Source organism: Streptomyces boninensis (assembly GCF_048572725.1).
Lineage (GTDB): Bacteria > Actinomycetota > Actinomycetes > Streptomycetales > Streptomycetaceae > Streptomyces > Streptomyces boninensis.
The window spans coordinates 2,951,529-2,972,212 of sequence record NZ_CP183837.1 but is presented as its reverse complement, the minus strand read 5'-3'; the positions used below and the strand labels follow the sequence as shown (position 1 = coordinate 2,972,212).

The window sequence follows — 20,684 nt, the reverse complement described above, 5'->3', positions numbered from 1 at the left end:
CTCACCGGATGCGATACGGCGACGTCGACCTCACACCCCCCTGGAAGAAGCCCAAGGCCGTGCCCGAGGTGGCGGCGGAGCCGGAGCTGGTGGTCGAGGAGGTGACCACCGGCTTCTGCGGTGCGGTGGTGCGCACCGAGAAGACCGCCGAGGGCCTGACGGTCACGCTGGAGGACCGCTTCGGCAAGCACCGAGTCTTCCCGATGGCCCCGCGCGGCTTCATGATCGACGGCCGGACCGTGACGCTGGTACGCCCCGCGGGCCCGTCCGCTCCGTCAAAGCCCTCCCGCACCGCCTCCGGCTCGGTGGCCGTCCCCGGCGCGCGGGCGCGGGTGGCGCGGGCCGGGCGGATCTACGTCGAGGGGCGGCACGACGCGGAGCTGGTGGAGCGGGTGTGGGGGGACGACCTGCGGATCGAGGGTGTGGTCGTCGAGTATCTGGAGGGCATCGACGACCTGCCGGGGATCGTGACGGACTTCGGCCCGGGGCCGGACGCGCGCCTGGGCGTGCTGGTAGACCACCTGGTGCCAGGCTCAAAGGAATCCCGCATCGCAGCAGAGGTGACAAGCACCCACGCCCTGGTGGTCGGACACCCGTACATCGACATCTGGGAAGCCGTAAAGCCGTCCTCGGTAGGCATCACGGCCTGGCCGCGGGTCCCGCACGGCCAGGACTGGAAGACGGGCGTCTGCCGAGCCCTGGGCTGGCCGGAGAACACGGGCGCCGCGTGGCAGCGGATCCTGTCGTCGGTGCACAGCTACCGCGACTTGGATCCGGCCCTGCTGGGCCGGGTCGAGGAGCTGATCGACTTCGTGACCCAGCCCGCCGCCTAGTCGACCAGGTCCCGGACCACGGCGTCGGCCAGCAGGCGGCCGCGCAGGGTTAGTACGGCGCGGCCTTCCTTGTAAGGGGCGGGCTCCAGGAGGCCGTCGCTTACTGCGTGCTCGGCGGCGGCTGCGCCTGCCGGGCGGAGGAGGTTCAGCGGGCAGCCGTCAGCCAGTCGCAGCTCCAGGAGGATGCGCTCGACCCGCCGGTCCTCCGCCGACAGCAGCTCGCGGCCCGCGCCTGGGGAGCGGCCCGCCGCCAGGGCTTCGCCGTATGCCGCCGGGTGTTTTACGTTCCACCAGCGGACGCCGCCGACGTGGCTGTGGGCGCCGGGGCCTGCGCCCCACCAGTCGGCGCCGGTCCAGTAGAGCTCGTTGTGGCGGCAGCGGGCGGCTTCCGAGGTGGCCCAGTTGGAGACCTCGTACCAGCTCAAGCCCGCAGCCCGCATCGCCTCCTCGGCGATCAGGTAGCGGTCCGCGTGGACGTCGTCGTCCGTCATCGGGACCTCGCCGCGGCGGATGCGGCGGGCGAGCTGGGTGCCTTCCTCGACGATGAGCGCGTATGCCGAGATGTGGTCGGGGCCCGCGCCGAGCGCCGCGTCCAGGGAGGCGCGCCAGTCGTCGTCGGTCTCGCCCGGGGTGCCGTAGATCAGGTCCAGGTTCACGTGGTCGAAGCCCGCCGCATGCGCCTCCGCGACGCACGCCTCCGGGCGGCCGGGAGTGTGGGTGCGGTCCAGAACCTTCAGTACGTGCTGCCGCGCGCTCTGCATGCCGAAGGAGATCCGGTTGAAGCCGGTCGAGCGGAGCTCGGACAGGTACGCCGGGTCCACCGACTCCGGGTTCGCCTCCGTCGTCACCTCCGCGCCCGGCGCCAGCCCGAACTCGTCCCTGATCGCCCCCAGCATCCGCCCCAGATCGGCGGCCGGCAGCAGCGTCGGCGTGCCGCCGCCCACGAAGACCGTCTCCACCTGGCGCGGGTCGTCCCCGAGGACCTTTCGCGCCAGCCGCACCTCCTCCACCAGCGCGTCCGCGTACGTCTCGCGCGAAGCGCCGCGCACCTCGCTCGCCGTGTACGTGTTGAAGTCGCAGTAGCCGCAGCGGGTGGCGCAGTACGGGACGTGCACGTAGAAGCCGAGCGGGCGGTCGGCGGCACCGGCGCGGGCGGAATCGGGGAGAGCGCCGTCGGCGGGCATGGGCTCGCCGTCGGGGAGTGCGGAAGGCATGGGTTCCATTGTCCGGCATCGGGCGGGGTGCCCGGCACCGGTTCAGGAAGCCCGCGACCCGTTCAGCTGCCGATGAGGAGGGCCGCGGTGACCGCACTCGCGAGGCCGAAGATGACGGCGGGCAGGGCGCGGGCCAGCGGGTCGCCGACTCGGCGTAGGACCAGGACGGCGCCGATGAGGAGGGCGATCAGTCCTGCGCAGGCGGCGATGGCCAGGGGAGTCCACAGCAGGCCGGTCAGGAGCCCGGCGGCAGCAGCGAGTTCCGCGGCCCCGATGAGCCGGTATCCGCCCACCGTAAAGCCCAGGTGCTGCGCCTCGCGCCGTACGGCCGGGAAGGCGATGATCTTCGCGGTGCCGATCGCCGCAAAGAGCGCTGCCAGCGTCGAAGCCATGATCTCGGCGACCGTCATGATGCGCTCCCAGTGGTGTGCGGTCGCGGGCCGGCCGGCTTGGTGGCTTCGATGACCAGGAACGGGACGGCCAGGCTGCCCAGGACCGGCACGGCGAAGCGGGTGCAGGTGTCGATGCGGAGGGGGCTGCTTCGTACGGCGGCCTCGGTGTCGCGCGTCGGGTCGCAGCCGTGGTCGAACAGGCGCGTCCAGGGGCGCGCCACGCGCTGTGCCGCCCTGGCGAGGCTTCCCGGTGGGGCGGCGACGTGCTCGGCGAGTACGAGGCGGCCGCCGGGTCCGAGGACCCGGGCGATCTCGGCGAGGACCTGCGCCTGGTCGCGGACGCTGCACAGGACGGTCGTCGCGAGTACGGCGTCCACGTCGGCGTCCGGCAGCGGTATCGATTCGGCGCCGGCCTGCAGCGGCGGCGCCCGGTGGCCATGGCGGCGGGCGTTCTCGGCCAGGGAGCCGCAGCGGCGGGACGACGGCTCAAGTCCGAGCCACTCCACGTCGCGGTCCAGCGCCCCGAAGTTTGCGCCCTGACCTGCGCCGATCTCCAGGACCCGGCCGCGCAGACCGCGGATCGCGTGCGTACGCGCGGCGGCGAAGGCCGCCCACCCCGTCGCCGCGGGTATGTCCGAGACCGCGCTCATGGTGTCACCAGCCCTCGCTCGAAGAGGTCGATCAGCGTCCCGGCGAATGCCGCGGCGTCGAGTTCCGGATCGTCGGTCAGCGCCTGCTGATAGCCCTCGACCGCGCACAGGATCGTCCCGGCCACCCATTCCTCCTGCACCGGGCGCAGCACCCCCGTCGTACGGCCCTCGCGCAGCACCCGCAGCAGGGGCTCCCGCAGCGGGGCCTCGTCGAAGGCGGCCGGTTCGCCGGGGCGCTTCCAGCCGGCGGACAGCCGCCACAGGGCGCCGACCTCGTCGCGGTGGGTGTCCTGCCAGCGGATGAATGCCGTGAGGTAGGCCGCGAGTCCTGCCGCGGGGCCCTCGGCCGCGTCGACGGCCTCGTCGATGGCGGCCACGAGGTCGTCGAGGAGCGTGTCGCTGAGCACCGTCAGCAGTTCGTCCTTGTCGGCGAAGTGGTAGCTGATCATGCCGGGGCTCGACAGTCCCGCCTCGGCGGCGATGCGACCGAAGGACGCCTTGGAGAGTCCCTCGCGTGCGATCACGCGCACCGCCGCGGCCACGATCTGCGTGCGCCGGGCCTGGGCGGTGAACGACTGTCTTGTTCGCATGAACAAAGAATAGCATGCATGAACAAAAACCCGGGCATGAAAAAAGGGTTCCGGCATGCCGCCGGAACCCTTCCCCCTGGTCGCGCGCCTACTCCTCGGGATTCTCCTGCAGGGCGCGGACCTCGATCCTGGACCCCAGGGCCGCGGAGCACTGCTCGGCCCAGGTGATCGCGGACTCCTGGTTGTCGGCCTTGATGATCCAGAAGCCGCCGACGTACTCGGTCGCGTCCACGAACGGCCCGGGAGTGTGCTGTGGCTTGTCACCGGTCGCGTCGACGGTGACGGCGGTCGACGGCGGGTGCAGGCCGCCGGCGGTGACGAAGGCGCCCGACTCGGTCAGTGCGGTGTTGAAACGCTCGACGGCGGCCATCATCGCTTCCAGCTCGGCCGGGTCCATCTCCTGCATGGACTCCATGGTCGGCTCGTCGGCGGTGTCGTGCGGGATGGTCAGGAAGTACTGCGGCACAGTGCTGCTTCCCTTCTGTTTGCGTGAACTGAATTTAGGTCACGTAAACAAGAAGAGGCAAGGGTCGCGTTGACCCAAAATTTACTCAAAAATGGCTCAGAACCCCAGCCGCCGCAGCTGCTTCGGGTCCCGCTGCCAGTCCTTCGCCACCTTCACGTGGATGTCCAGATACACCGGCGTCCCCAGCAGCGCCTCGATCTGCCGCCGCGACTTCATGCCGATGTCCTTCAGCCGGGCGCCCTTCGGGCCGATGATGATGCCCTTCTGCGACGACCGCTCGATGAAGAGGTTCGCGTGGATGTCGGTGAGCGGCTTGTCGGCCGGGCGGTCCGGGCGCGGCTCCATCTCCTCCACGACCACCGCGATGGAGTGCGGCAGCTCGTCCCGTACGCCCTCCAGCGCCGCCTCGCGAATCAGCTCCGCGATCATGACCTGCTCGGGCTCGTCCGTCAGCTCGCCGCCCGGGTAGAGCTCGGGGCCCTCCGGCATCATCGGGATCAGGAGATCGGCCAGCAGCTCCACCTGCTCGCCCTTCTGCGCCGATACGGGCACGATCTCGGCCCACTCGATGCCCAGCTCCTTGCCGAGCTGGTCCACGGCGATCAGCTGGGCGGTCAGCGCCTCGCGGTCGACCAGGTCGGTCTTCGTCACGACCGCGACCTTGGGGGTGCGCTTGAGGGCGGCGAGTTCGTTGCCGATGTAGCGGTCGCCGGGGCCGATCTTCTCGTTCGCCGGGATGCAGAAGCCGATCACGTCGACCTCGGCCCAGGTGGCGCGGACCTCGTCGTTGAGGCGCTCGCCGAGGAGGGTGCGGGGGCGGTGGTAGCCCGGGGTGTCCACCAGGACCAGCTGGGCCTCGGGCCGGTGCACGATGCCGCGGACGCTGTGCCGGGTGGTCTGCGGGCGGTTGGAGGTGATCGCCACCTTCGTGCCCACCAGGGCGTTGGTGAGGGTGGACTTGCCGGCGTTCGGGCGGCCGACAAAGCAGGCGAAGCCGGCGCGGTGCGGCGTCGCGGCGCCGCCGTCCTGGCCGGTGGAAGGTGCGGTCATGCGTGCCATTCTCGCCGACGGCGGGTCAGCCCGCGGCCACGGTCGTACGCAGCGCGCCGTCCGGGCCCGCGAGCAGCACCGGGGTGCCGGCGCCGCCCAGGTCCCGTACCGCCGCGATGTCCGCCTCCGCGGGGGTCTCCGCCTCGGTGACGACCGCGGCCGCCTCCAGGGACTTGGCGCCGGAGGCCACCGCCATCGCGACGGCGGTCCGCAGCGCGGAGAGCTGGAGCGAGGGGAGCGCGACGGTGCCGGCGACGTAGGTGCGGCCGGTCTCGTCGCGCACGGCCGCGCCCTCCTCGACGCCGTTACGGGCACGGGCGCTGCGCGCCAGCGTGATGATCTTGCGGTCCTCGGGGTCGAGGGCGGACGGGTCCTGCGGGGTGCTCTCGGTCATGCCTGTGAGCATAAGAGGGCGGGGCTGGGCCGGTGCTCCCGGTCCCGCCCCGCCCTCGCCGCGCCCGTGTGGCTCAGACCTTGTCGCCCTCGGCGGCGTCCTTGGCCGGGCCCTTGGCCGCCTTCTCCAGCTTGGCCACGGCCGTCCTGATCGCCTTGTCGAAGCCGTCGGCGTCCGGGCCGAGGACGCTCGCCTGCACCATGGCTACGACCGCGCCGTCCACACGGACGCCTGCCACGTCCATCTGCATGGGCGGCATGTCCTTGTCGTCCAGGGACGTCAGGGTGAAGCGGCTGGCGCGGGACTCGTCGCCGAGGTCGGGTGCGGAGGCGCGCTGGTAGGCGACCTCCACCTTGCCGAGGTCCGCGTCCTTCGCGGTGAAGGTGTCGCAGCCCGCCGGGACCTTGGCGGGGGCCAGGAGCTGCTTGGCCTCCTTGGGGGTGAAGGCACCCACAGCCGTCATCATGAACGGCCCCATCTCGCCCTTGGAGAACGAGGCGTCCGCGTCGGTCTCGGTGTCGGCGTCGTGCGCGAAGCCGACGGAGTCCAGCAGCGGCTGGCACTTCTTGTCATCGGCGACGATGTCGTCGGCAACGCCGTCGCCGCTGTCGTCGGCATCGGAGTCGTCCGAACCGCTGTCATCGTCCGAGTCGTCCGCCGCCCAGCCGCCCGGCAGGTCGTCCACGGTGAGCACCGCCCGGTCGACCTGCGCCTGGGTGAGCGGCTTCGGCTCGGACTTGGCGGCGGGCGCCGGCTTGGCGCCGTCCTTGTCCTCCGCGTCGGCGGAGCCGCCGCAGGCGGCGGTGAGGGCGAGGGCGCCGATCGCGAGGGCGGCGGGGGCGGTGCGGCGGATGGCGGTGCGCATGGCCTTCTTTCGGTACGTGCGGGATCTGCCTCGCACGTTATGCGGCCCGTATCAGCCCACTTCCCGCCAAAAGTCCCGGATCGTACGGACCTTGGTCACGAGGCCGCCTTCGCCGGCCGCGCCCCCGCCTGCGTCGTCACCGCACGCATCGCCTCCCGGCGTCCCGCGGGCGAGGTCAGCCGGACCAGCTTCGCCATCGTGTCCGTGTCCGGTACGGCGTTGTGGACCGCGATGGTCAGGTCCGGGCGGGCCGGGACCTTCAGCTGGGTGACCTCGAGGTAGAGCGTGCCGGCGTACGGGTGCTCCATCTCCTTGATCATCTGCCCGCCCGCGGAGACATCGCCGCGCTCCCACAGCTCGCGGAACTCCTCGCTGAGGCCGGACAGCTTGTCCACCACCGCGTGAAAGCCCTCGTCGTCGAGCCGCTCCGACATCGCCGCCCGGTACTGCGCCACGACGGTCGGCGCCGCCTCCGCCCAGCTCTTGGCGCGGACCCGGTAGACGGGGTCGGTGAAGAAGTTGATCAGGCAGTTGTCGTCGTTCTCCGGGCGGAAGCCCATGACCACCGTGGCGGCGTCGTTGTACGTGATGCAGTTCCAGTACTGGTCCATGATGTGCGCGGGCAGCGGCATCCAGGCGTCGATCAGGCGCTTCATGCCGTCGCACAGATAGTCCGGGGTGAACTCGGACTCCCGCTGCGGCGGGTTGAGCCCGGCCAGTACGTACAGATGCCGGCGCTCGTCGCCGGTCAGCTTCAGCACCCGGCCCACCGCGTCCAGCACCTGCGGCGAGACGGTGATGTCGCGGCCCTGCTCCAGCCACTGGTACCAGCTCGCGCCGACCCCCGCGAGCACCGCGACCTCCTCGCGGCGCAGCCCGGGCGTGCGGCGGCGGGCGCCGCCGTCGGGCAGGCCCGCCTCGGCCGGGCTGACGCGGGCGCGGCGGGACATCAGGAAGTCCCGCAGCTCCTGTCGGCGGCGGGACTTCGCGCTGGTCGAAGCCGTGCTCGGCATCTACTCCCCCTGCTTCCCCTGGCTGGTGGTGCGGCCACCAGGATAAGTGCCCGCTCCCCACGCAACCGCGGACGACCGGAGTCTGTTCCGCATGGCAACAGACACCGCACCCTCCACGACCGCAGAAGGGACCGCAGCCCCGGCCGCGCCCGCCGCCGGCCCAGCGGCCCTGACCGGCCGCGCCCGGCTGGTCCTCATGGTCCTCTGCGCGGCCCAGTTCATGGTCGCGCTGGACTTCTCCATCCTCAACGTCGCCCTCCCCGAGCTCGGCGCCGACCTCGGCTTCAGCACCGCCAACCTGCAGTGGGCCGTCACCGCCTTCGCGCTGCCCTCCGGCGGCCTGCTGCTGCTCTCCGGCCGGATCGCCGACCTGTACGGCAGGCGCCGGCTCTTCCTCACCGGCCTCGGCGTCTTCGCCGCCGCCTCCGCGCTGGCCGCGCTCGCCTGGAGCCCGGCCGCCTTCCTCACCGGCCGGGTGCTGCAGGGCATCGCCGCCGCGGTGATCGTCCCGGCGGGCATGTCCCTGCTCACCACCTCCTTCCCGGAGGGCCCGCAGCGGGCCAAGGCGATGAGCGTGATGGGCTCGATCATGGCCCTCGGCTTTACGGCGGGCATGGTGCTCGGCGGCGTACTGGCGCAGGCCTTCGGCTGGCGCTCCACGATGTACCTGCTCGGCGCCGCCGCCCTGGGCGTGCTGTTCGCCGCGCCCCGGCTGCTCACCGAGAGCCGCCGCCCGGACCGGCCGCGGCTCGACATCCCCGGCGCCGCCACCGTCACCGGCGGCCTGCTGGCCCTGATCTACGCCCTGTCCACCGCCGCGGAACACGGCTTCGGGCGGGCCGACGTCATCGCCGGGCTGATCGCCGGTGCCGTACTGCTCCCCGCCTTCGTCGCCATCGAGTCGCGGGCGGCCGAGCCGCTGGTGTCGATGCGGCTGCTGCGCCGGCGCAATGTCGCCTTCGGCGCGGTCGGCGGCCTGATCACCTTCTCGATGATGAGCTCGGTGATCTTCCTGGCCACGCTGTACCTGCAGGAGATCCGCGGCATCTCGCCGATGACCTCCGGCCTGATCTTCGGCGTGTGGGGGCTGGCGGCGGCCGCCGGCGGCGCGGTGGCGCCGAAGGCGCTCGCCCGGTACGGCGCCAAGACCACGCTCGTCGCCGGGCTCGTCGGACAGGCGGTCTTCACCGCGACGCTGATCGCCATCGGCGGCTCGGCGCTCGGCCTGTGGATGATCCTCATCCCCGGCACGGTGGCCTGCTTCTTCCACCTGTTCGCGGTCGTCGCGTACCAGATCACCGTCACCTCCGGCGTCCCGAATGAGCAGCAGGGCCTCGCCACCGGCATCGTCACCAGCGCCCAGCAGGTCGGCCTGACGGTCGGCATCCCGCTGCTGTCCGCCCTGGCCGCGAGCAACGCGGAGCTGCTGAGCGGGCTGCGGCTCGGGATCGGCGCGGACGCGATCGTGGTCGGTGCGGCGGCGGCACTGGTCGCCGTGGCACTGCCGCGGGGTGGTGCGCCGCTGAAGCGTCACTGAACCGGAGAAGGACCACTGACGGAGCCGCCCGCGTCGAGGGCGGCTTTGTCAGTGGCGTCCGGCACACTGCATTGCATAGACCCCAGGGAGGTGCCAGGCATGGGAGGCAAAGCAGGACTCGACCCGCTCGCCGGTGCCCGCGGCCCCGGCTTCCCGGCGATCGACGTGTATCTCACCGGCCAGGTCTTCCTCGACATCATCTTCACCGGCCTGGACAGCGCCCCCGTCCGCGGCACGGAGTCCTGGGCGCGCGGCATGGGCATGAGCCCCGGCGGCGTCGCCAACATGGCCACCGCCCTCGCCCGCCTCGGCCTGCGCACCTCCCTGGCCGCCGCCTTCGGCGACGACATGTACGGGGACTACTGCAAGGAGGCCCTGGAGCTCGGCGAGGACATCGACCTCGCCCAGTCGCGTACGGTCCCGGGCTGGCACTCGCCGGTCACGGTCTCGATGGCGTACGAGGGGGAGCGCACCATGGTCACCCACGGCCATGAGGCGCCCGCCCCCGAGGAGCCCGACCCCGCCTGCCCGCCCCGCTCCCGCGCCGCCATCGCCTCGCTCGCCCCCGGCCGCCCGCAGACCTGGGTGGGGCAGGCCGCCCGGCACGGCAGCCGCATCTTCGGCGACGTGGGGTGGGACGAGACCGGCCGCTGGGACCTCGACGACCTCCCGGACCTGGCCCACTGCGAGGCCTTCCTGCCCAATGCGGCCGAGGCCATGGCGTATACGCGCATGGACTCCCCCCGCGCCGCCGCCCACAAGCTGGCCGAGCGGGTCCCGCTGGTCGTCGTCACCATGGGCGCGGACGGCGCCTATGCCGTGGACAGCGCCGCCGGGGTCACCGCCGAGGTGCCCGCGATCAGCGTCGAGGCGCTGGACCCGACCGGCGCCGGCGACGTCTTCGTGGCCGGGTTCGTCACCGGCACCCTCGCCGGCTGGCCGCTCGCCGACCGCCTGGCCCTCGCAGGGCTGACGGCGGCGCTCTCGGTCCAGGAATTCGGCGGCTCCCAGTCCGCCCCCAGCTGGTCCGAGATCGGCTCCTGGTGGGACCGGGTCCGCAAGGTCAAGGACCAGGACCCGGCGGCCCTGCGCCGGTACGCCTTCCTGGACACCCTCGTGCCATGCTCGGCCCGGCCGTGGCCGCTCCGGCGGGCGGTGCCGACCATCGGCTTCCGGGCTGCCGGGGCACGCGGCGCATGAGCCCGGCCACCGACGCCCGGCGGGGCCCGGGGCGAAGCCCCGGAATTCTCCTCCGCGGGGCAGCGGCGGAGCCGCACCGCGCGCAAAAGGAGTCGCCTCAGCCACCCGCCACCCGACTACCATGGCCATTGACCCTGTCGTCGAAGCAGAAATGGGAAGACAGGCCACAGCGCCGGCCCATGACACAGACACCCTCAGTAGCGAAGATCCGCATCCCGGCGAAGCACCCCATGGTCACCGTCCTGGGGTCCGGGGACTCTCTGTTGCGCGTCATCGAGAAGGCCTTCCCGGACGCCGACATCCACGTCCGCGGCAATGAGGTCACCGCCACCGGCGACGAGACCGAAGTCGCACTCATCCAGCGCCTCTTCGACGAAATCCTGCTGGTGCTGCGCACCGGCCAGCCGATGACCGAAGACGCCATGGAGAGGACCATCGCGATGCTCCGCAAGTCCGAGGAGGGCGAGGCCGGCGGCCACGCCGCCCCCTCCGAGGTCCTCACCCAGAACATCCTCTCCAACCGCGGCAAGACCATCCGCCCGAAGACCCTCAACCAGAAGCGCTATGTCGACGCCATCGACAAGAGCACGGTCGTCTTCGGCATCGGCCCGGCCGGCACGGGCAAGACCTACCTGGCCATGGCCAAGGCGGTCCAGGCCCTCCAGTCCAAGGCGGTCAACAGGATCATCCTGACCCGCCCGGCGGTGGAGGCAGGCGAGCGCCTCGGCTTCCTCCCCGGCACCCTGTACGAGAAGATCGACCCGTACCTGCGCCCCCTCTACGACGCCCTGCACGACATGCTCGACCCCGACTCGATCCCGCGCCTGATGGCGGCAGGCACGATCGAGGTGGCGCCGCTGGCCTACATGCGCGGCAGGGCGCAGCCGCGCTGGATGAAGGTCCTCACCCCCGAGGGCTGGCGCCCGATCGGTGACCTCCAGGTGGGCGACCTCGTCATGGGCTCGAACGGCGAGCCGACCCCGGTCCTCGGCGTGTACCCGCAGGGCGAGAAGGACGTTTACCGCGTCAGCGCCCAAGACGGATCATGGACGCTGGCCTGCGGCGAGCACCTGTGGACTGTGCGTACAGCTTCCGACCGTCGCCGTAACAAGCCGTGGCGGGTCATGGAGACCCAGGAGATGATTGGCGACCTGCGTGCGGCACACGCCCGCCGGTACGAGCTGCCGATGCTCACCGCTCCCGTGGAGTTCCCGGCACGCGACGTCCCGATGGATGGGTACGCCCTGGGCCTGATGCTCGGTGACGGCTGCATGACGGGGAGCACCACTCCGTCGTTCGCCACGGCCGACAGGGAACTCGCGACGGCGCTCGACGAGGCCCTCCCCGGCGTGACGGTGAAGTCTCGGGGTGGCGTCGACTACACCCTGAATCGCGTCCGACAGCCGGGTGAAGTCATCACGCTGGAGAACCCGGTCACCGGCATCCTCCGGAAGCTGGATCTGATCGGTGCGCGTTCCTGCTCGAAGTTCGTGCCGGACGACTACCTCTACAACACCGCTGAGATCCGGCTCGCTGTCCTCCAGGGACTGCTCGACTCCGATGGCGGGCCGGTGGCCCAGAAGGACCGCACCTGCCGGATCCAGTACACGACCACGTCCGTGCTGCTCCGCGATGACGTCATCGAACTGGTCCAGTCGCTCGGCGGCGTCGCGTACAGCCGGGTACGCCGGAAGGACGGGCGCAAGCCGGGCCTGGCGAACGGCCGCCCCGTCCCGTACCGCCGCGACGCCCACGTCATCGACATCCGCCTCCCCGAAGGCATCGAGCCCTTCCGTCTCGCCCGCAAGCGCGACAGGTACCACGCCGCTGGTGGCGGTGGCCGTCCGATGCGCTTCATCGACGACATCCAGCCCGCGGGCCGCGAGGAGACCGTCTGCATCCAGGTGGCGGCGGAGGATTCGCTGTACGTCACGCAGGACTATCTCCTGACGCACAATACCCTCAATGACGCGTTCATCATTCTCGACGAGGCGCAGAACACGAACCCCGAGCAGATGAAGATGTTCCTTACCCGGCTCGGGTTCAACTCGAAGATCGTGGTCACCGGAGATGTCACGCAGGTCGACCTCCCCGGCGGCACGAAGAGCGGGCTGCGTCAGGTGCGGGATATCCTCGAAGGCGTCGACGACGTCCACTTCTCGCTGCTGACCAGCAAGGACGTGGTCCGGCACAAGCTGGTGAGCCGGATCGTCGAGGCGTACGACCACTACGACGACCAGAACGGCCGCGGCTGACGCACATGTCCATCGACGTCAACAACGAGTCCGGCACGGACATCGACGAGCAGGCGGTCCTCGACATCGCCCGCTATGCCCTCGCGCGGATGCGCATCCACCCGCTGTCCGAGCTCAGCGTGATCGTCGTGGACGCCGCGGCGATGGAGCAGCTGCACATTCAGTGGATGGACGAGCCGGGGCCGACCGATGTGATGTCGTTCCCCATGGACGAGCTGCGGCCGCCCGCCAAGGACGACGACGACCCGGCCCAGGGCCTGCTCGGCGACATCGTGCTGTGCCCGGAGGTCGCGAAGCAGCAGGGCGCCGACGCCCCGACGCAGCACTCCATGGACGAGGAGCTGCAGCTCCTCACCGTCCACGGGGTGCTGCACCTCCTCGGCTACGACCACGAGGACCCGTCGGAGAAGGCCGAGATGTTCGGCCTGCAGGCGGCCATCGTCGATGGCTGGCGGGCGGAACGCGGCATCGAGGGCGAGTCCCCGGCGCCCACCACCCGATGACCGCGCAGCTCGTCACGGTCGCGGTCCTGCTGGTCGTGATCGCCTGGCTGGCCGCCTGCGCGGAGGCCGGCCTGGCCCGTACGACAAGGATCACCGCCGAGGAGGCGGTACGGGCGGGCCGCCGCGGCAGCGCAAAGCTGCTGGCGGTCGCCTCCGACCCGGTTCGCTATCTGAATGTGGCGCTGCTGGTGCGCGTCGCCTGCGAGATGGCGGCGGGCGTCGTGGTCACATACGTCTGCCTGGAGCGCTTCTCCGCCACCTGGGAAGCGCTGACGGTGGCGATCGGCGTGATGGTGCTGGTGTCGTACGTGGCCGTCGGCGTCTCACCGCGCACCATCGGCCGCCAGCACCCGGAGGGCACGGCGACGGCGGCCGCGTATGTGCTGCTGCCGCTGGCGCGGATCATGGGGCCGATCCCGCGGCTGCTGATCCTCCTGGGAAACGCGCTGACTCCCGGCAAGGGCTTCCGCTACGGCCCCTTCGCCTCCGAGCAGGAGCTGCGCGCCATGGTGGACCTCGCGGAGAAGGAGTCGCTGATCGAGGACGAGGAGCGCCGCATGGTGCACTCGGTCTTCGAGCTGGGCGACACGCTGGTGCGCGAGGTGATGGTGCCACGCACGGACGTGGTGACGATCGAGCGCTACAAGACGATCAGGCAGGCGCTGACGCTCGCCCTGCGGTCGGGCTTCTCGCGGATCCCGGTGACGGGCGAGAACGAGGACGACGTGGTCGGGATGGTCTATCTGAAGGACCTGACCCGCAAGACCCACATCAACCGCGACTCGGAGACGGAGCCGGTGTCCACGGCGATGCGCCCGGCGTCCTTCGTACCGGACACGAAGAACGCGGGCGACATGCTGCGGGAGATGCAGCAGCAGCGTAATCACGTGGCCGTGGTCATCGATGAGTACGGCGGCACGGCCGGGATCGTCACGATCGAGGACATCCTTGAGGAGATCGTCGGGGAGATCACCGACGAATACGACCGGGAGCTGCCCCCGGTGGAGGAACTGGGCGACGGCCGCTACCGCGTGACGGCCCGCCTGGACATCGGCGACCTCGGCGACCTGTACCGGCTCGAGCTGGACGACGAGGACGTGGAGACGGTGGGCGGCTTGCTCGCCAAGTCCCTTGGCCGGGTCCCGATCGCCGGAGCTACGGGCGAGGTGGACGTCAGCCACGACGGCTCGGACCCGGAGCTACGGGCGCTGCGCCTGACGGCGGAGTCCCCCGCGGGCCGCCGGAACAAGATCGTCACGGTGCTGGTGGAACCGGTCCGCGAGCCTGCGGCGGCGGACGACTAGGGCCTGTCCCCGGCGGTCAGTGCCTCGAAGTAGTCGCGTTGCGCGGGGTAGTAGTCGTCGAAGTCCGGCGGTTCGGCGCCGCTGCGTGCGGCCAGGAGCATGTCGAGGTAGTACTCCCAGCCCGGTCCCACCTCGCCGATCCCCTTTGTGGTCGTGAGGTGGTGGATCAGCTGCAGCTGCGTCGTGCCCTCCGCCTCGGACAGCCGCAGCTCCATGGGCCAGTCGCCCGCCTCGTCGACCATGGCGACGGCCAGCAGGCGCGGCGGCTCGCACGCGTCGATGCGCAGGTCGCACCAGGGCGCCCCGTCCTCGTAGGCCATCTGGACCCGCACGGTGCGACCGGGGGCGGCGTCGCCCTCCCAGGGGCCGAACCACCGTGCGGTGCGTTCGGGCTCGGTGACGCTGGCCCAGACGTCGTCGATCGGGGCCCGGAACGTGCGGCTGAGCACCAGGTCGTGGCCGTCTTCGGTGGGCATGAGGCGGCCTGTGGGTGCGGGGTTCATGCGGTGTCCTCCTTGCGGTCTCGGTGATGTGCGGTGCGGCCTGAGGTCCGCTCGCGGCGGGTGCGGTGGACCTCGGTCTCCAGGGCGTCCAGACGGTGGCTCCAGCCGGCCGGTGTACGGATCAGGGCGATCCATTTGGCGACCTGGGCCAGCGGGGCCGGGTCGAGGGTGTAGAGCCGTTGCCTGCCGGCGAGTTCGTCGCGGACCAGGCCGCTCTCGCGCAGCACGCGCAGATGGCGGCTGACCGCCGGCCGGCTGATGGCGAAGCGACGGGCGATCTCACCGGCGGTGAGCGTGGTGCCGTTGAGCATGAGGAGGATCTCCCTGCGCACCGGGTCCGCGATGGCGCCGACAACCTCGTCCATGAGTGAAAGCGTAACGCATAGGTTACGGGTTAGGTGGGGTCCGGGCCGAGCCTGCGCAGATACGTCAGGCCAGGGCGCCCCGAGAGCCGCGTCTCGCCGGTGACGGTGAATCCTGCCCGGGCCAGCACGGCCCGAGACGCCGCGTTGTCGAGGGTGGTGGCGGCCCGTAGGGCGGTCAACCCGTACCTGTCGGCGGCCAGGCCGCACACTTCCCGTACGGCCGCGGTGGCCAGTCCCCGGCCCGCGGCCCGCTCGGCGATCCGGTAGCCGAGCTCGGCGGCGCCATCGGCCACGTCCACCAAGTTGACCCGCCCCAGGACCTCGCCCTCGGCGCTGACCAGCAGGTGGAAATAGCAGACCCCGGCCTCCTGCTCGGCCAGCAGGTCACGATGCCGCTCGTCGAACCAGGCGAAGTAGTCCTCGCCTCGGTCGGGGATGGATGCGGCGAAGTAGGCCCGATTCTCCCGCTCAAAGGTGAGGAGCGCGGGGGCATGGTCCGAACGAAGCAGCTGCAGCTCAGGCATGGGTTCAGCGGACCCCTCGGATCCGCGTCACCAGCACCGCCCCGCCCAGACCGATCACCGCCGCCACCCCGTACAGCGCCGGATAGCCGCCCATATGGCTCACGATCGGGGCTGCCAGCGCCGGCGCGGCCACCTGTGGCAGGGAGTTGGCCACGTTGATGACGCCCAGGTCCTTGCCTCTGTCCGACGCCGTCGGCAGGACATCCGCCATCAGCGCGAAGTCCACCGACGTGAAGACGCCGAAGCCGATACCCAGCAGCACCGCCGCGCACAGCGCCCCCGGCCACGTCTGCCACAGTGCCAGCAGCGCGGTCGCGGCAGCCATCAGCACGCCCGCCCACATCACGAACGGCTTCCGCCGCCCCACCCGGTCCGACCAGATGCCGCCGACCAGCACCGTCGCGAGGAGGAAGACTCCGTTCACCGCCGTCAGGATCAGCACCCCGCCCTCCGCGTCGTCGCGGTGCAGGCCGTCGCGCAGGAAGTACAGCAGGTACAGCAGCACGATCGCGTTGCTGAGGTTCATCAGGAAGCGGGTCAGCCAGGCCCAGCCGAAGTCGGGGTGGCGGCGCGGGGAGAGCCAGAAGCCCGTCAGGAAGCCGCGCCAGGCAAAGGGTGGACGGGCGGCCGCGGGGAGTTGCGCGTCCCCTCGCGCCAGGACGTACGGCAGCGCCGCCAGCACCACGAAGACCGCGCACGCCGCATACCCCCACCCAATCCCGCCCGCCGCCGTCGCCAGCCCCGTCCCCAGCAGCACGCTCAGGATCTGCGCCACCCCCAGCCAGCCACCCACCTCGCCGCGCTGCAGCCGCGGCACGCGGTCCGGCACGGCGGCCGTCAGCGCTGCGAAGGAGGCGTTCAACGCCAGTTGCACCAGGCACCAGCCCAGCACCATCGCGGGCAGCGACCCCGCGCCCGACAGCAGCACCAGCGCCGCCGCCCCGGCGAGGCCGCCGCCGCAGACCCAGGGGGTGCGGCGGCCGAAGCGCGAGGTCGTACGGTCGGACAGCGCGCCGAAGACGGGGTTCGAGACGAGCGCCACCGCCGCACCGATGCCCGAGACCCAGGCCAGCGCCGACTCCTTGCCGTCCGGCGCCAGGTCCTCGGCCTGCAGCGCGAGCAGGATCTGGATCGGGCCGTACCAGCCCACCCACACCCCGCCGTTGGCCACCGCCAGCGCCGCCGTCCAGCCGGGCCGGACCCGTAACTGCGGCTCCGCCAGTGCCGCTTCCGCGGCAGCAGCGTCAGCAGCCGGCGTCGGCGTCACCGCAAGTCCTCCGCGAGCGCGGCGCGCAGCCAGTGGTACGAGGCCTTCGGCGTCCGTGCGAGCGTGTCGTAGTCGACGTGGACCAGGCCGAAGCGCTGCGTATAGCCCTCCGCCCACTCGAAGTTGTCGAGCAGCGACCAGACGAAGTAGCCGCGCACATCAGCGCCGTCCGCCATCGCCGCGTGCAGCGCCCGCAGATGCCCGTCGTGGTACGCGATCCGCGAGGCGTCGTCCACCCCGTCGTACGAGCAGCCGTTCTCCGTGATGACCAGCGGCGGCAGCGCGTCCCCGTACCGCTCCCGGAAGCCGCGCAGCAGCTCACCCAGCGCCTCGGGCACCACCGGCCAGCCGAAGTCCGTACGCGGATATCCCTCGATCTCCCGCGGCTCGAAGGGCAGTCCCGGCGGGAGCCGTACCCCGGAGAACTCGACGCCCGCTGCCGCCCCCGGCGCCCCCACCATCGTCGGCTGGTAGTAATTCACCCCGTAGAAGTCCAGCGGCTCCGCGATCACCTTCAGGTCCTCCGCCACCGGCCCCGGCAGCAGCGCCGCCAGGTCGTCGTCCGGGTAGCGGCCGGTCAGCACCGGGTCGGCGAAGAGGCGGTTCAGCAGGACGTCGTAGAGCTCCGCCGCCTCCAGGTCGGCGGCGGATTCGGACGCCGGCCACGTCGGCCCGTGCGAGTTCGCGATGCCGACCGACTCCGCGCCCGCCGCGCGCAGCGCGCGCACCGCGAGGCCGTGACCGAGCAGTTGGTGGTGCGCCGCCGGCAGGGCGTCGAAGACGAGCTGCTTGCCGGGGGCGTGCTGGCCGACCCCGTAGCCGAGCAGGGTGAGCTCGGCCGGTTCGTTGAGGGTGATCCACTGGCGTACGCGGTCGCCGAGCCGCCCGGCGACCACCGCCGCGTAGTCGGCGAAGCGCTGCGCCGTGTCGCGGGCCAGCCAGCCGCCCGCCGCCTCCACCGACGCCGGGGTGTCCCAGTGGAAGAGCGTCGGCACCGGGCGTATCCCCGCCGCGCACAGCTCGTCGACCAGCCGGTCGTAGAAGTCCAGACCCGCCTCATTTACAGAGCCTTCAGGCAGCACCCGCGGCCACGCCACCGAGAAGCGATACGCGTCCACCCCCAGCTCCCGCAGCAGCGCCACATCCTCGCGATAGCGGTGGTAGTGGTCGCAGGCGACCGCCGCCGTGCTGCCGTCCTTGATCCGCCCGGCCACGGCCGTGAAGTCGTCCCACGCCGACCGGCCGCGGCCGTCCTCGCCGACGGCCCCCTCGATCTGGTGGGCTGAGGTGGAGGCGCCCCAGAGGAAGCCGTCGGGGAAGCGCGGCAGCCGGGCTGCCCCAGAAATATGCTGCATGCGCCGCGATTCTGGTGATCACCGCGCGGCGCCGTCAAGACATCGGGCGGCGGCTCTACTCACCCTCCTTCATCACCGCGGTGATAAGCGCCCGCTGGGCGTCCGTCAGCCGCGGATCCGCGCAGTAGGCGGTCTTGCCGTCCACCGTCAGCTCGTACGAGAAGCCGTCCGGCACCCCCACCGGCGGCGTCGCCCTGCCCCCCTCCAACGCCTGCCGGGCCAGGGCCTGCAGGCCGACCGCGTCCGCGCGGCCGGCCGTGTCCAGGGTGCGGTGCCGGCTGATCCCGCCGAAGCCGCCGGTGCGTTTCACGCTGATACGCATGCCCGGCGCCTACCCCTCAGGCGGCCTCGGTGCACCTTCCTTCTCGGCGGCCTTCTCGCCCTGCCGCGGCACCGAGGCGCCCTGCCCCTCCGTCGGCACGCCCACCTGCGTCCATGCCTTCTGTACGGCCGCGAGCTCGGGCCCCTCGCCGTGCCGCTGCTGCGCCGCCGCCACGGTCAGCCGCGCGAAGTCGGCGAAGTCGGCGGAGGAGGTCAGCTCGCCGCCGGTCAGCACGTCGTACCAGAGCTGCCCGGCCCGCTCCCATGCGTTCCCGCCGAGCTCGTAGGCGACCAGATAGAAGGCGTGGTTGGGGATGCCGGAGTTGATGTGCACGCCGCCGTTGTCGGAGGAGGTGCGCACATAGCCGTCCATCGTGGCCGGCTGCGGGTCCTTGCCCAGGACGTCGTCGTCGTACGCCGTGCCCGGCTCCTTCATCGAGCGCAGCGCCTTGCCGGTGACGCGCGGGGCGAGAAGCCCGGCGCCGATCAGCCAGTCGGCGTTCTCCGCGGTCTGGCCGAGGACGCGCTGCTTGATCAGCGAGCCGAAGACGTCCGACATGGACTCGTTGAGCGCGCCGGACTGGCCGAAGTACTCCAGGTTGGCGGTGTATTGGGTGACGCCGTGGGTGAGCTCGTGCCCGATGACGTCGAGCGCGATGGTGAAGTCGAGGAAGATCTCGCCGTCGCCGTCCCCGAAGACCATCCGCTGCCCGTCCCAGAAGGCGTTCCCGTACTCCTCGCCGTAGTGGACGGTGGCGTCGAGCGGCAGCCCGGCGGCGTCGATGGAGTTGCGCTCGTACGCGCTCAGGTACAGGTCGAAGGTGGCGCCCAGGCCGTCGTACGCGCGATTGACGGTGGCGTCCTTGACGGCCTTGCCGCCTTCGCCGCGGACCTTCCTGCCGGGCAGCGACTCCTTGTGCTTGGCGTCGTAGATCGTCCGCTTCGGCTTCGCCTCGGCCTCGGCCTTGGGGGTGACGGCGGTGGTACGGACGGTGGTGATGCGGCGGCGGGTGCGCTGCAGCGCGTCCCGCTCCAGGGTGCGGCGGGCAGGTGCGGCGAGTCGGTCGTCGTCGCTGCGCGCCAGCTTGTCCAGCATGTGCGGCGGCACGATGCCGCAGAAGACAGTGTTCATGCACGGCAATGTGGCACTGCGTGACCGGCTTGTCGCCGGACAGTAAGCGTATTTACCGAGATCGAGTGGGGTGGAGTCGCCGGGTTGCCGCTACGACGGCGTCCGTGCCGCCGCCAGCAGCCGCGCCGTGTCGTCGGCGCAGAGCAGCAGCGCACTGCCGATCGTGGTCAGCACCTCACGCTCCACCGGCGAATACGGGCCGTCCGCGAGCGCGATCCGCGCGCCCAGCAGCAGCACCCGCTCCCGCCCGGCCGGGGCCAGATGCGGGGCGAGCGGCTCCAGCGCCTCGTGCAGCTCGATCTCCAGCGACGGGGCGCCGCCGGGGGTGCTGCCGGACGTGTCGAACATCTCCGGCAGCCGCCCGGTGTCCGCCTCCAGCGCGGCCACCAGCGCCAGCAACTGCTCCTCGGTGCAGTCCTCGTACCCCGCGCCCCGCACCGCGGCCAGGGCCGCGTCCCGTACCGGCTCGGCATGCGCGCCGCCGGTCGCCAGCACGGCCAGCGCGACCGTGTGCACGGCGTCGCGGAGCATCACGGACAGGCGGGTGGAGGTGGGGTGGTCGAGGGAGTCGGTGCCGAAGTGGCCGCGGCAGTCGGCGCATTCGACGACCGGGCCCGCGACGCCGCGGGGGAGGAGCGGGATGCCGAGCACGGTGAACCGCCGGCGGCCCGTACACCGCCGGTAGTTGCGGTCGCCGCCGCAGTCCGGGCAGAAGAACTCGCCGTCGGCGACGGTATGCCAGGCGGTGCGCACTCCTACGGCAGCGCGAATCCGGTGGGCCCCCTGAACCTGGCGCTTCCGCCGCCGCGAGTGCATCACGTCCCGTACCTCCAGCTAACAATCCGGCAACGCTGCCGCATTGGACGTGATGTTAGCCACAGGGACCGCTCCCCGTCAGCCCTTGTGCCCCCGGCGGGCGTCAATATGACGCCCGCCGGGGGTGGTGCGGAG

23 protein-coding genes are annotated in these 20,684 nt (G+C 71.6%); 6 read left to right on the top strand and 17 right to left on the bottom strand.

What is annotated here, in order from left to right; translation table 11 throughout:
• Positions 1-8 precede the first annotated feature (8 nt).
• A complete protein-coding gene (locus ACNNMR_RS13475; RefSeq protein WP_419994832.1) occupies positions 9-833 on the top strand; it encodes a DUF3097 domain-containing protein in 825 nt (274 codons plus the stop codon).
• On the opposite strand, the gene hemW is transcribed toward ACNNMR_RS13475, so the two are convergent.
• The 9 genes from hemW to ACNNMR_RS13430 form a co-directional block, all read right to left on the bottom strand.
• Positions 830-2,047, bottom strand: coding sequence for a radical SAM family heme chaperone HemW (hemW, locus tag ACNNMR_RS13470; protein WP_419994831.1), 1,218 nt, complete (start codon positions 2,045-2,047; stop codon positions 830-832). The two genes, ACNNMR_RS13475 and hemW, sit on opposite strands and share 4 nt — an antisense overlap.
• Positions 2,048-2,109: 62 nt before the next feature.
• A complete protein-coding gene (locus ACNNMR_RS13465) occupies positions 2,110-2,457 on the bottom strand; it encodes a DoxX family protein (protein WP_419994830.1) in 348 nt (115 codons plus the stop codon).
• Positions 2,454-3,089 carry a class I SAM-dependent methyltransferase gene (locus tag ACNNMR_RS13460; protein WP_419994829.1) on the bottom strand — a complete coding sequence of 212 codons (636 nt, stop codon included), beginning with the start codon at positions 3,087-3,089 and terminating at the stop codon, positions 2,454-2,456. The genes ACNNMR_RS13465 and ACNNMR_RS13460 overlap by 4 nt, the downstream gene beginning before the upstream one ends.
• Positions 3,086-3,679, bottom strand: a complete 594-nt coding sequence (locus ACNNMR_RS13455; RefSeq protein ID WP_419994828.1) for a TetR/AcrR family transcriptional regulator — start codon at positions 3,677-3,679, stop codon at positions 3,086-3,088. Before ACNNMR_RS13455 ends, ACNNMR_RS13460 begins: the two co-directional genes overlap by 4 nt.
• An 88-nt stretch (positions 3,680-3,767) precedes the next feature.
• The gene (locus tag ACNNMR_RS13450; RefSeq protein WP_419994827.1) at positions 3,768-4,145 is read right to left on the bottom strand and encodes a YciI family protein; all 378 of its coding nucleotides are present in this window, start codon (positions 4,143-4,145) and stop codon (positions 3,768-3,770) included.
• A 96-nt stretch (positions 4,146-4,241) separates the two neighbouring features.
• Positions 4,242-5,195 (bottom strand): GTPase Era, encoded by a 954-nt coding sequence (gene era / locus ACNNMR_RS13445; RefSeq protein WP_419994826.1) that lies wholly within the window; start codon positions 5,193-5,195, stop codon positions 4,242-4,244.
• A gap of 25 nt (positions 5,196-5,220) precedes the next feature.
• A complete protein-coding gene (locus tag ACNNMR_RS13440) occupies positions 5,221-5,589 on the bottom strand; it encodes a cytidine deaminase (RefSeq protein ID WP_419994825.1) in 369 nt (122 codons plus the stop codon).
• A gap of 73 nt (positions 5,590-5,662) precedes the next feature.
• Complete coding sequence (locus ACNNMR_RS13435) at positions 5,663-6,454, bottom strand: hypothetical protein (RefSeq protein ID WP_419994824.1); 792 nt, start codon at positions 6,452-6,454, stop codon at positions 5,663-5,665.
• Between the two features lie 95 nt (positions 6,455-6,549).
• Positions 6,550-7,467 carry a helix-turn-helix transcriptional regulator gene (locus ACNNMR_RS13430; protein ID WP_419994823.1) on the bottom strand — a complete coding sequence of 306 codons (918 nt, stop codon included), beginning with the start codon at positions 7,465-7,467 and terminating at the stop codon, positions 6,550-6,552.
• A gap of 91 nt (positions 7,468-7,558) precedes the next feature.
• On the opposite strand from ACNNMR_RS13430, the gene ACNNMR_RS13425 reads away from it, so the two are divergent.
• The 5 genes from ACNNMR_RS13425 to ACNNMR_RS13405 all read left to right on the top strand — a co-directional run bounded on the left by ACNNMR_RS13425 (position 7,559) and on the right by ACNNMR_RS13405 (position 14,266).
• Positions 7,559-9,004, top strand: a complete 1,446-nt coding sequence (locus tag ACNNMR_RS13425; RefSeq protein WP_419994822.1) for an MFS transporter — start codon at positions 7,559-7,561, stop codon at positions 9,002-9,004.
• Between the two features lie 99 nt (positions 9,005-9,103).
• Positions 9,104-10,204 carry a carbohydrate kinase family protein gene (locus tag ACNNMR_RS13420; RefSeq protein ID WP_419994821.1) on the top strand — a complete coding sequence of 367 codons (1,101 nt, stop codon included), beginning with the start codon at positions 9,104-9,106 and terminating at the stop codon, positions 10,202-10,204.
• 179 nt (positions 10,205-10,383) lie between these two features.
• Entirely contained in the window at positions 10,384-12,459 is a 2,076-nt protein-coding gene (locus tag ACNNMR_RS13415; RefSeq protein WP_419994820.1) for a PhoH family protein, read from the top strand.
• 5 nt (positions 12,460-12,464) lie between these two features.
• The gene (ybeY, locus tag ACNNMR_RS13410; RefSeq protein WP_419994819.1) at positions 12,465-12,962 is read left to right on the top strand and encodes an rRNA maturation RNase YbeY; all 498 of its coding nucleotides are present in this window, start codon (positions 12,465-12,467) and stop codon (positions 12,960-12,962) included.
• Entirely contained in the window at positions 12,959-14,266 is a 1,308-nt protein-coding gene (locus ACNNMR_RS13405; RefSeq protein ID WP_419994818.1) for a hemolysin family protein, read from the top strand. The genes ybeY and ACNNMR_RS13405 overlap by 4 nt, the downstream gene beginning before the upstream one ends.
• On the opposite strand, the gene ACNNMR_RS13400 is transcribed toward ACNNMR_RS13405, so the two are convergent.
• The 8 genes from ACNNMR_RS13400 to ACNNMR_RS13365 all read right to left on the bottom strand — a co-directional run bounded on the left by ACNNMR_RS13400 (position 14,263) and on the right by ACNNMR_RS13365 (position 20,549).
• A complete protein-coding gene (locus tag ACNNMR_RS13400) occupies positions 14,263-14,769 on the bottom strand; it encodes an SRPBCC family protein (protein WP_419994817.1) in 507 nt (168 codons plus the stop codon). The genes ACNNMR_RS13405 and ACNNMR_RS13400 overlap by 4 nt on opposite strands.
• Entirely contained in the window at positions 14,766-15,134 is a 369-nt protein-coding gene (locus ACNNMR_RS13395; RefSeq protein ID WP_419994816.1) for a metalloregulator ArsR/SmtB family transcription factor, read from the bottom strand. The genes ACNNMR_RS13400 and ACNNMR_RS13395 overlap by 4 nt, the downstream gene beginning before the upstream one ends.
• A gap of 29 nt (positions 15,135-15,163) precedes the next feature.
• Positions 15,164-15,658, bottom strand: a complete 495-nt coding sequence (locus tag ACNNMR_RS13390; protein WP_419994815.1) for a GNAT family N-acetyltransferase — start codon at positions 15,656-15,658, stop codon at positions 15,164-15,166.
• A gap of 4 nt (positions 15,659-15,662) precedes the next feature.
• A complete protein-coding gene (locus tag ACNNMR_RS13385; protein WP_419994814.1) occupies positions 15,663-16,925 on the bottom strand; it encodes an MFS transporter in 1,263 nt (420 codons plus the stop codon).
• Positions 16,922-18,280: a GH1 family beta-glucosidase gene (locus ACNNMR_RS13380; protein ID WP_419994813.1), complete on the bottom strand. Its 1,359-nt coding sequence runs from the start codon at positions 18,278-18,280 to the stop codon at positions 16,922-16,924. Before ACNNMR_RS13380 ends, ACNNMR_RS13385 begins: the two co-directional genes overlap by 4 nt.
• A 55-nt stretch (positions 18,281-18,335) precedes the next feature.
• Complete coding sequence (locus tag ACNNMR_RS13375) at positions 18,336-18,602, bottom strand: protealysin inhibitor emfourin (RefSeq protein WP_419994812.1); 267 nt, start codon at positions 18,600-18,602, stop codon at positions 18,336-18,338.
• A 9-nt stretch (positions 18,603-18,611) separates the two neighbouring features.
• Positions 18,612-19,733: a M4 family metallopeptidase gene (locus ACNNMR_RS13370; protein WP_419994811.1), complete on the bottom strand. Its 1,122-nt coding sequence runs from the start codon at positions 19,731-19,733 to the stop codon at positions 18,612-18,614.
• 90 nt (positions 19,734-19,823) lie between these two features.
• The gene (locus tag ACNNMR_RS13365; RefSeq protein WP_420000350.1) at positions 19,824-20,549 is read right to left on the bottom strand and encodes a TerB family tellurite resistance protein; all 726 of its coding nucleotides are present in this window, start codon (positions 20,547-20,549) and stop codon (positions 19,824-19,826) included.
• Positions 20,550-20,684 lie beyond the last annotated feature (135 nt).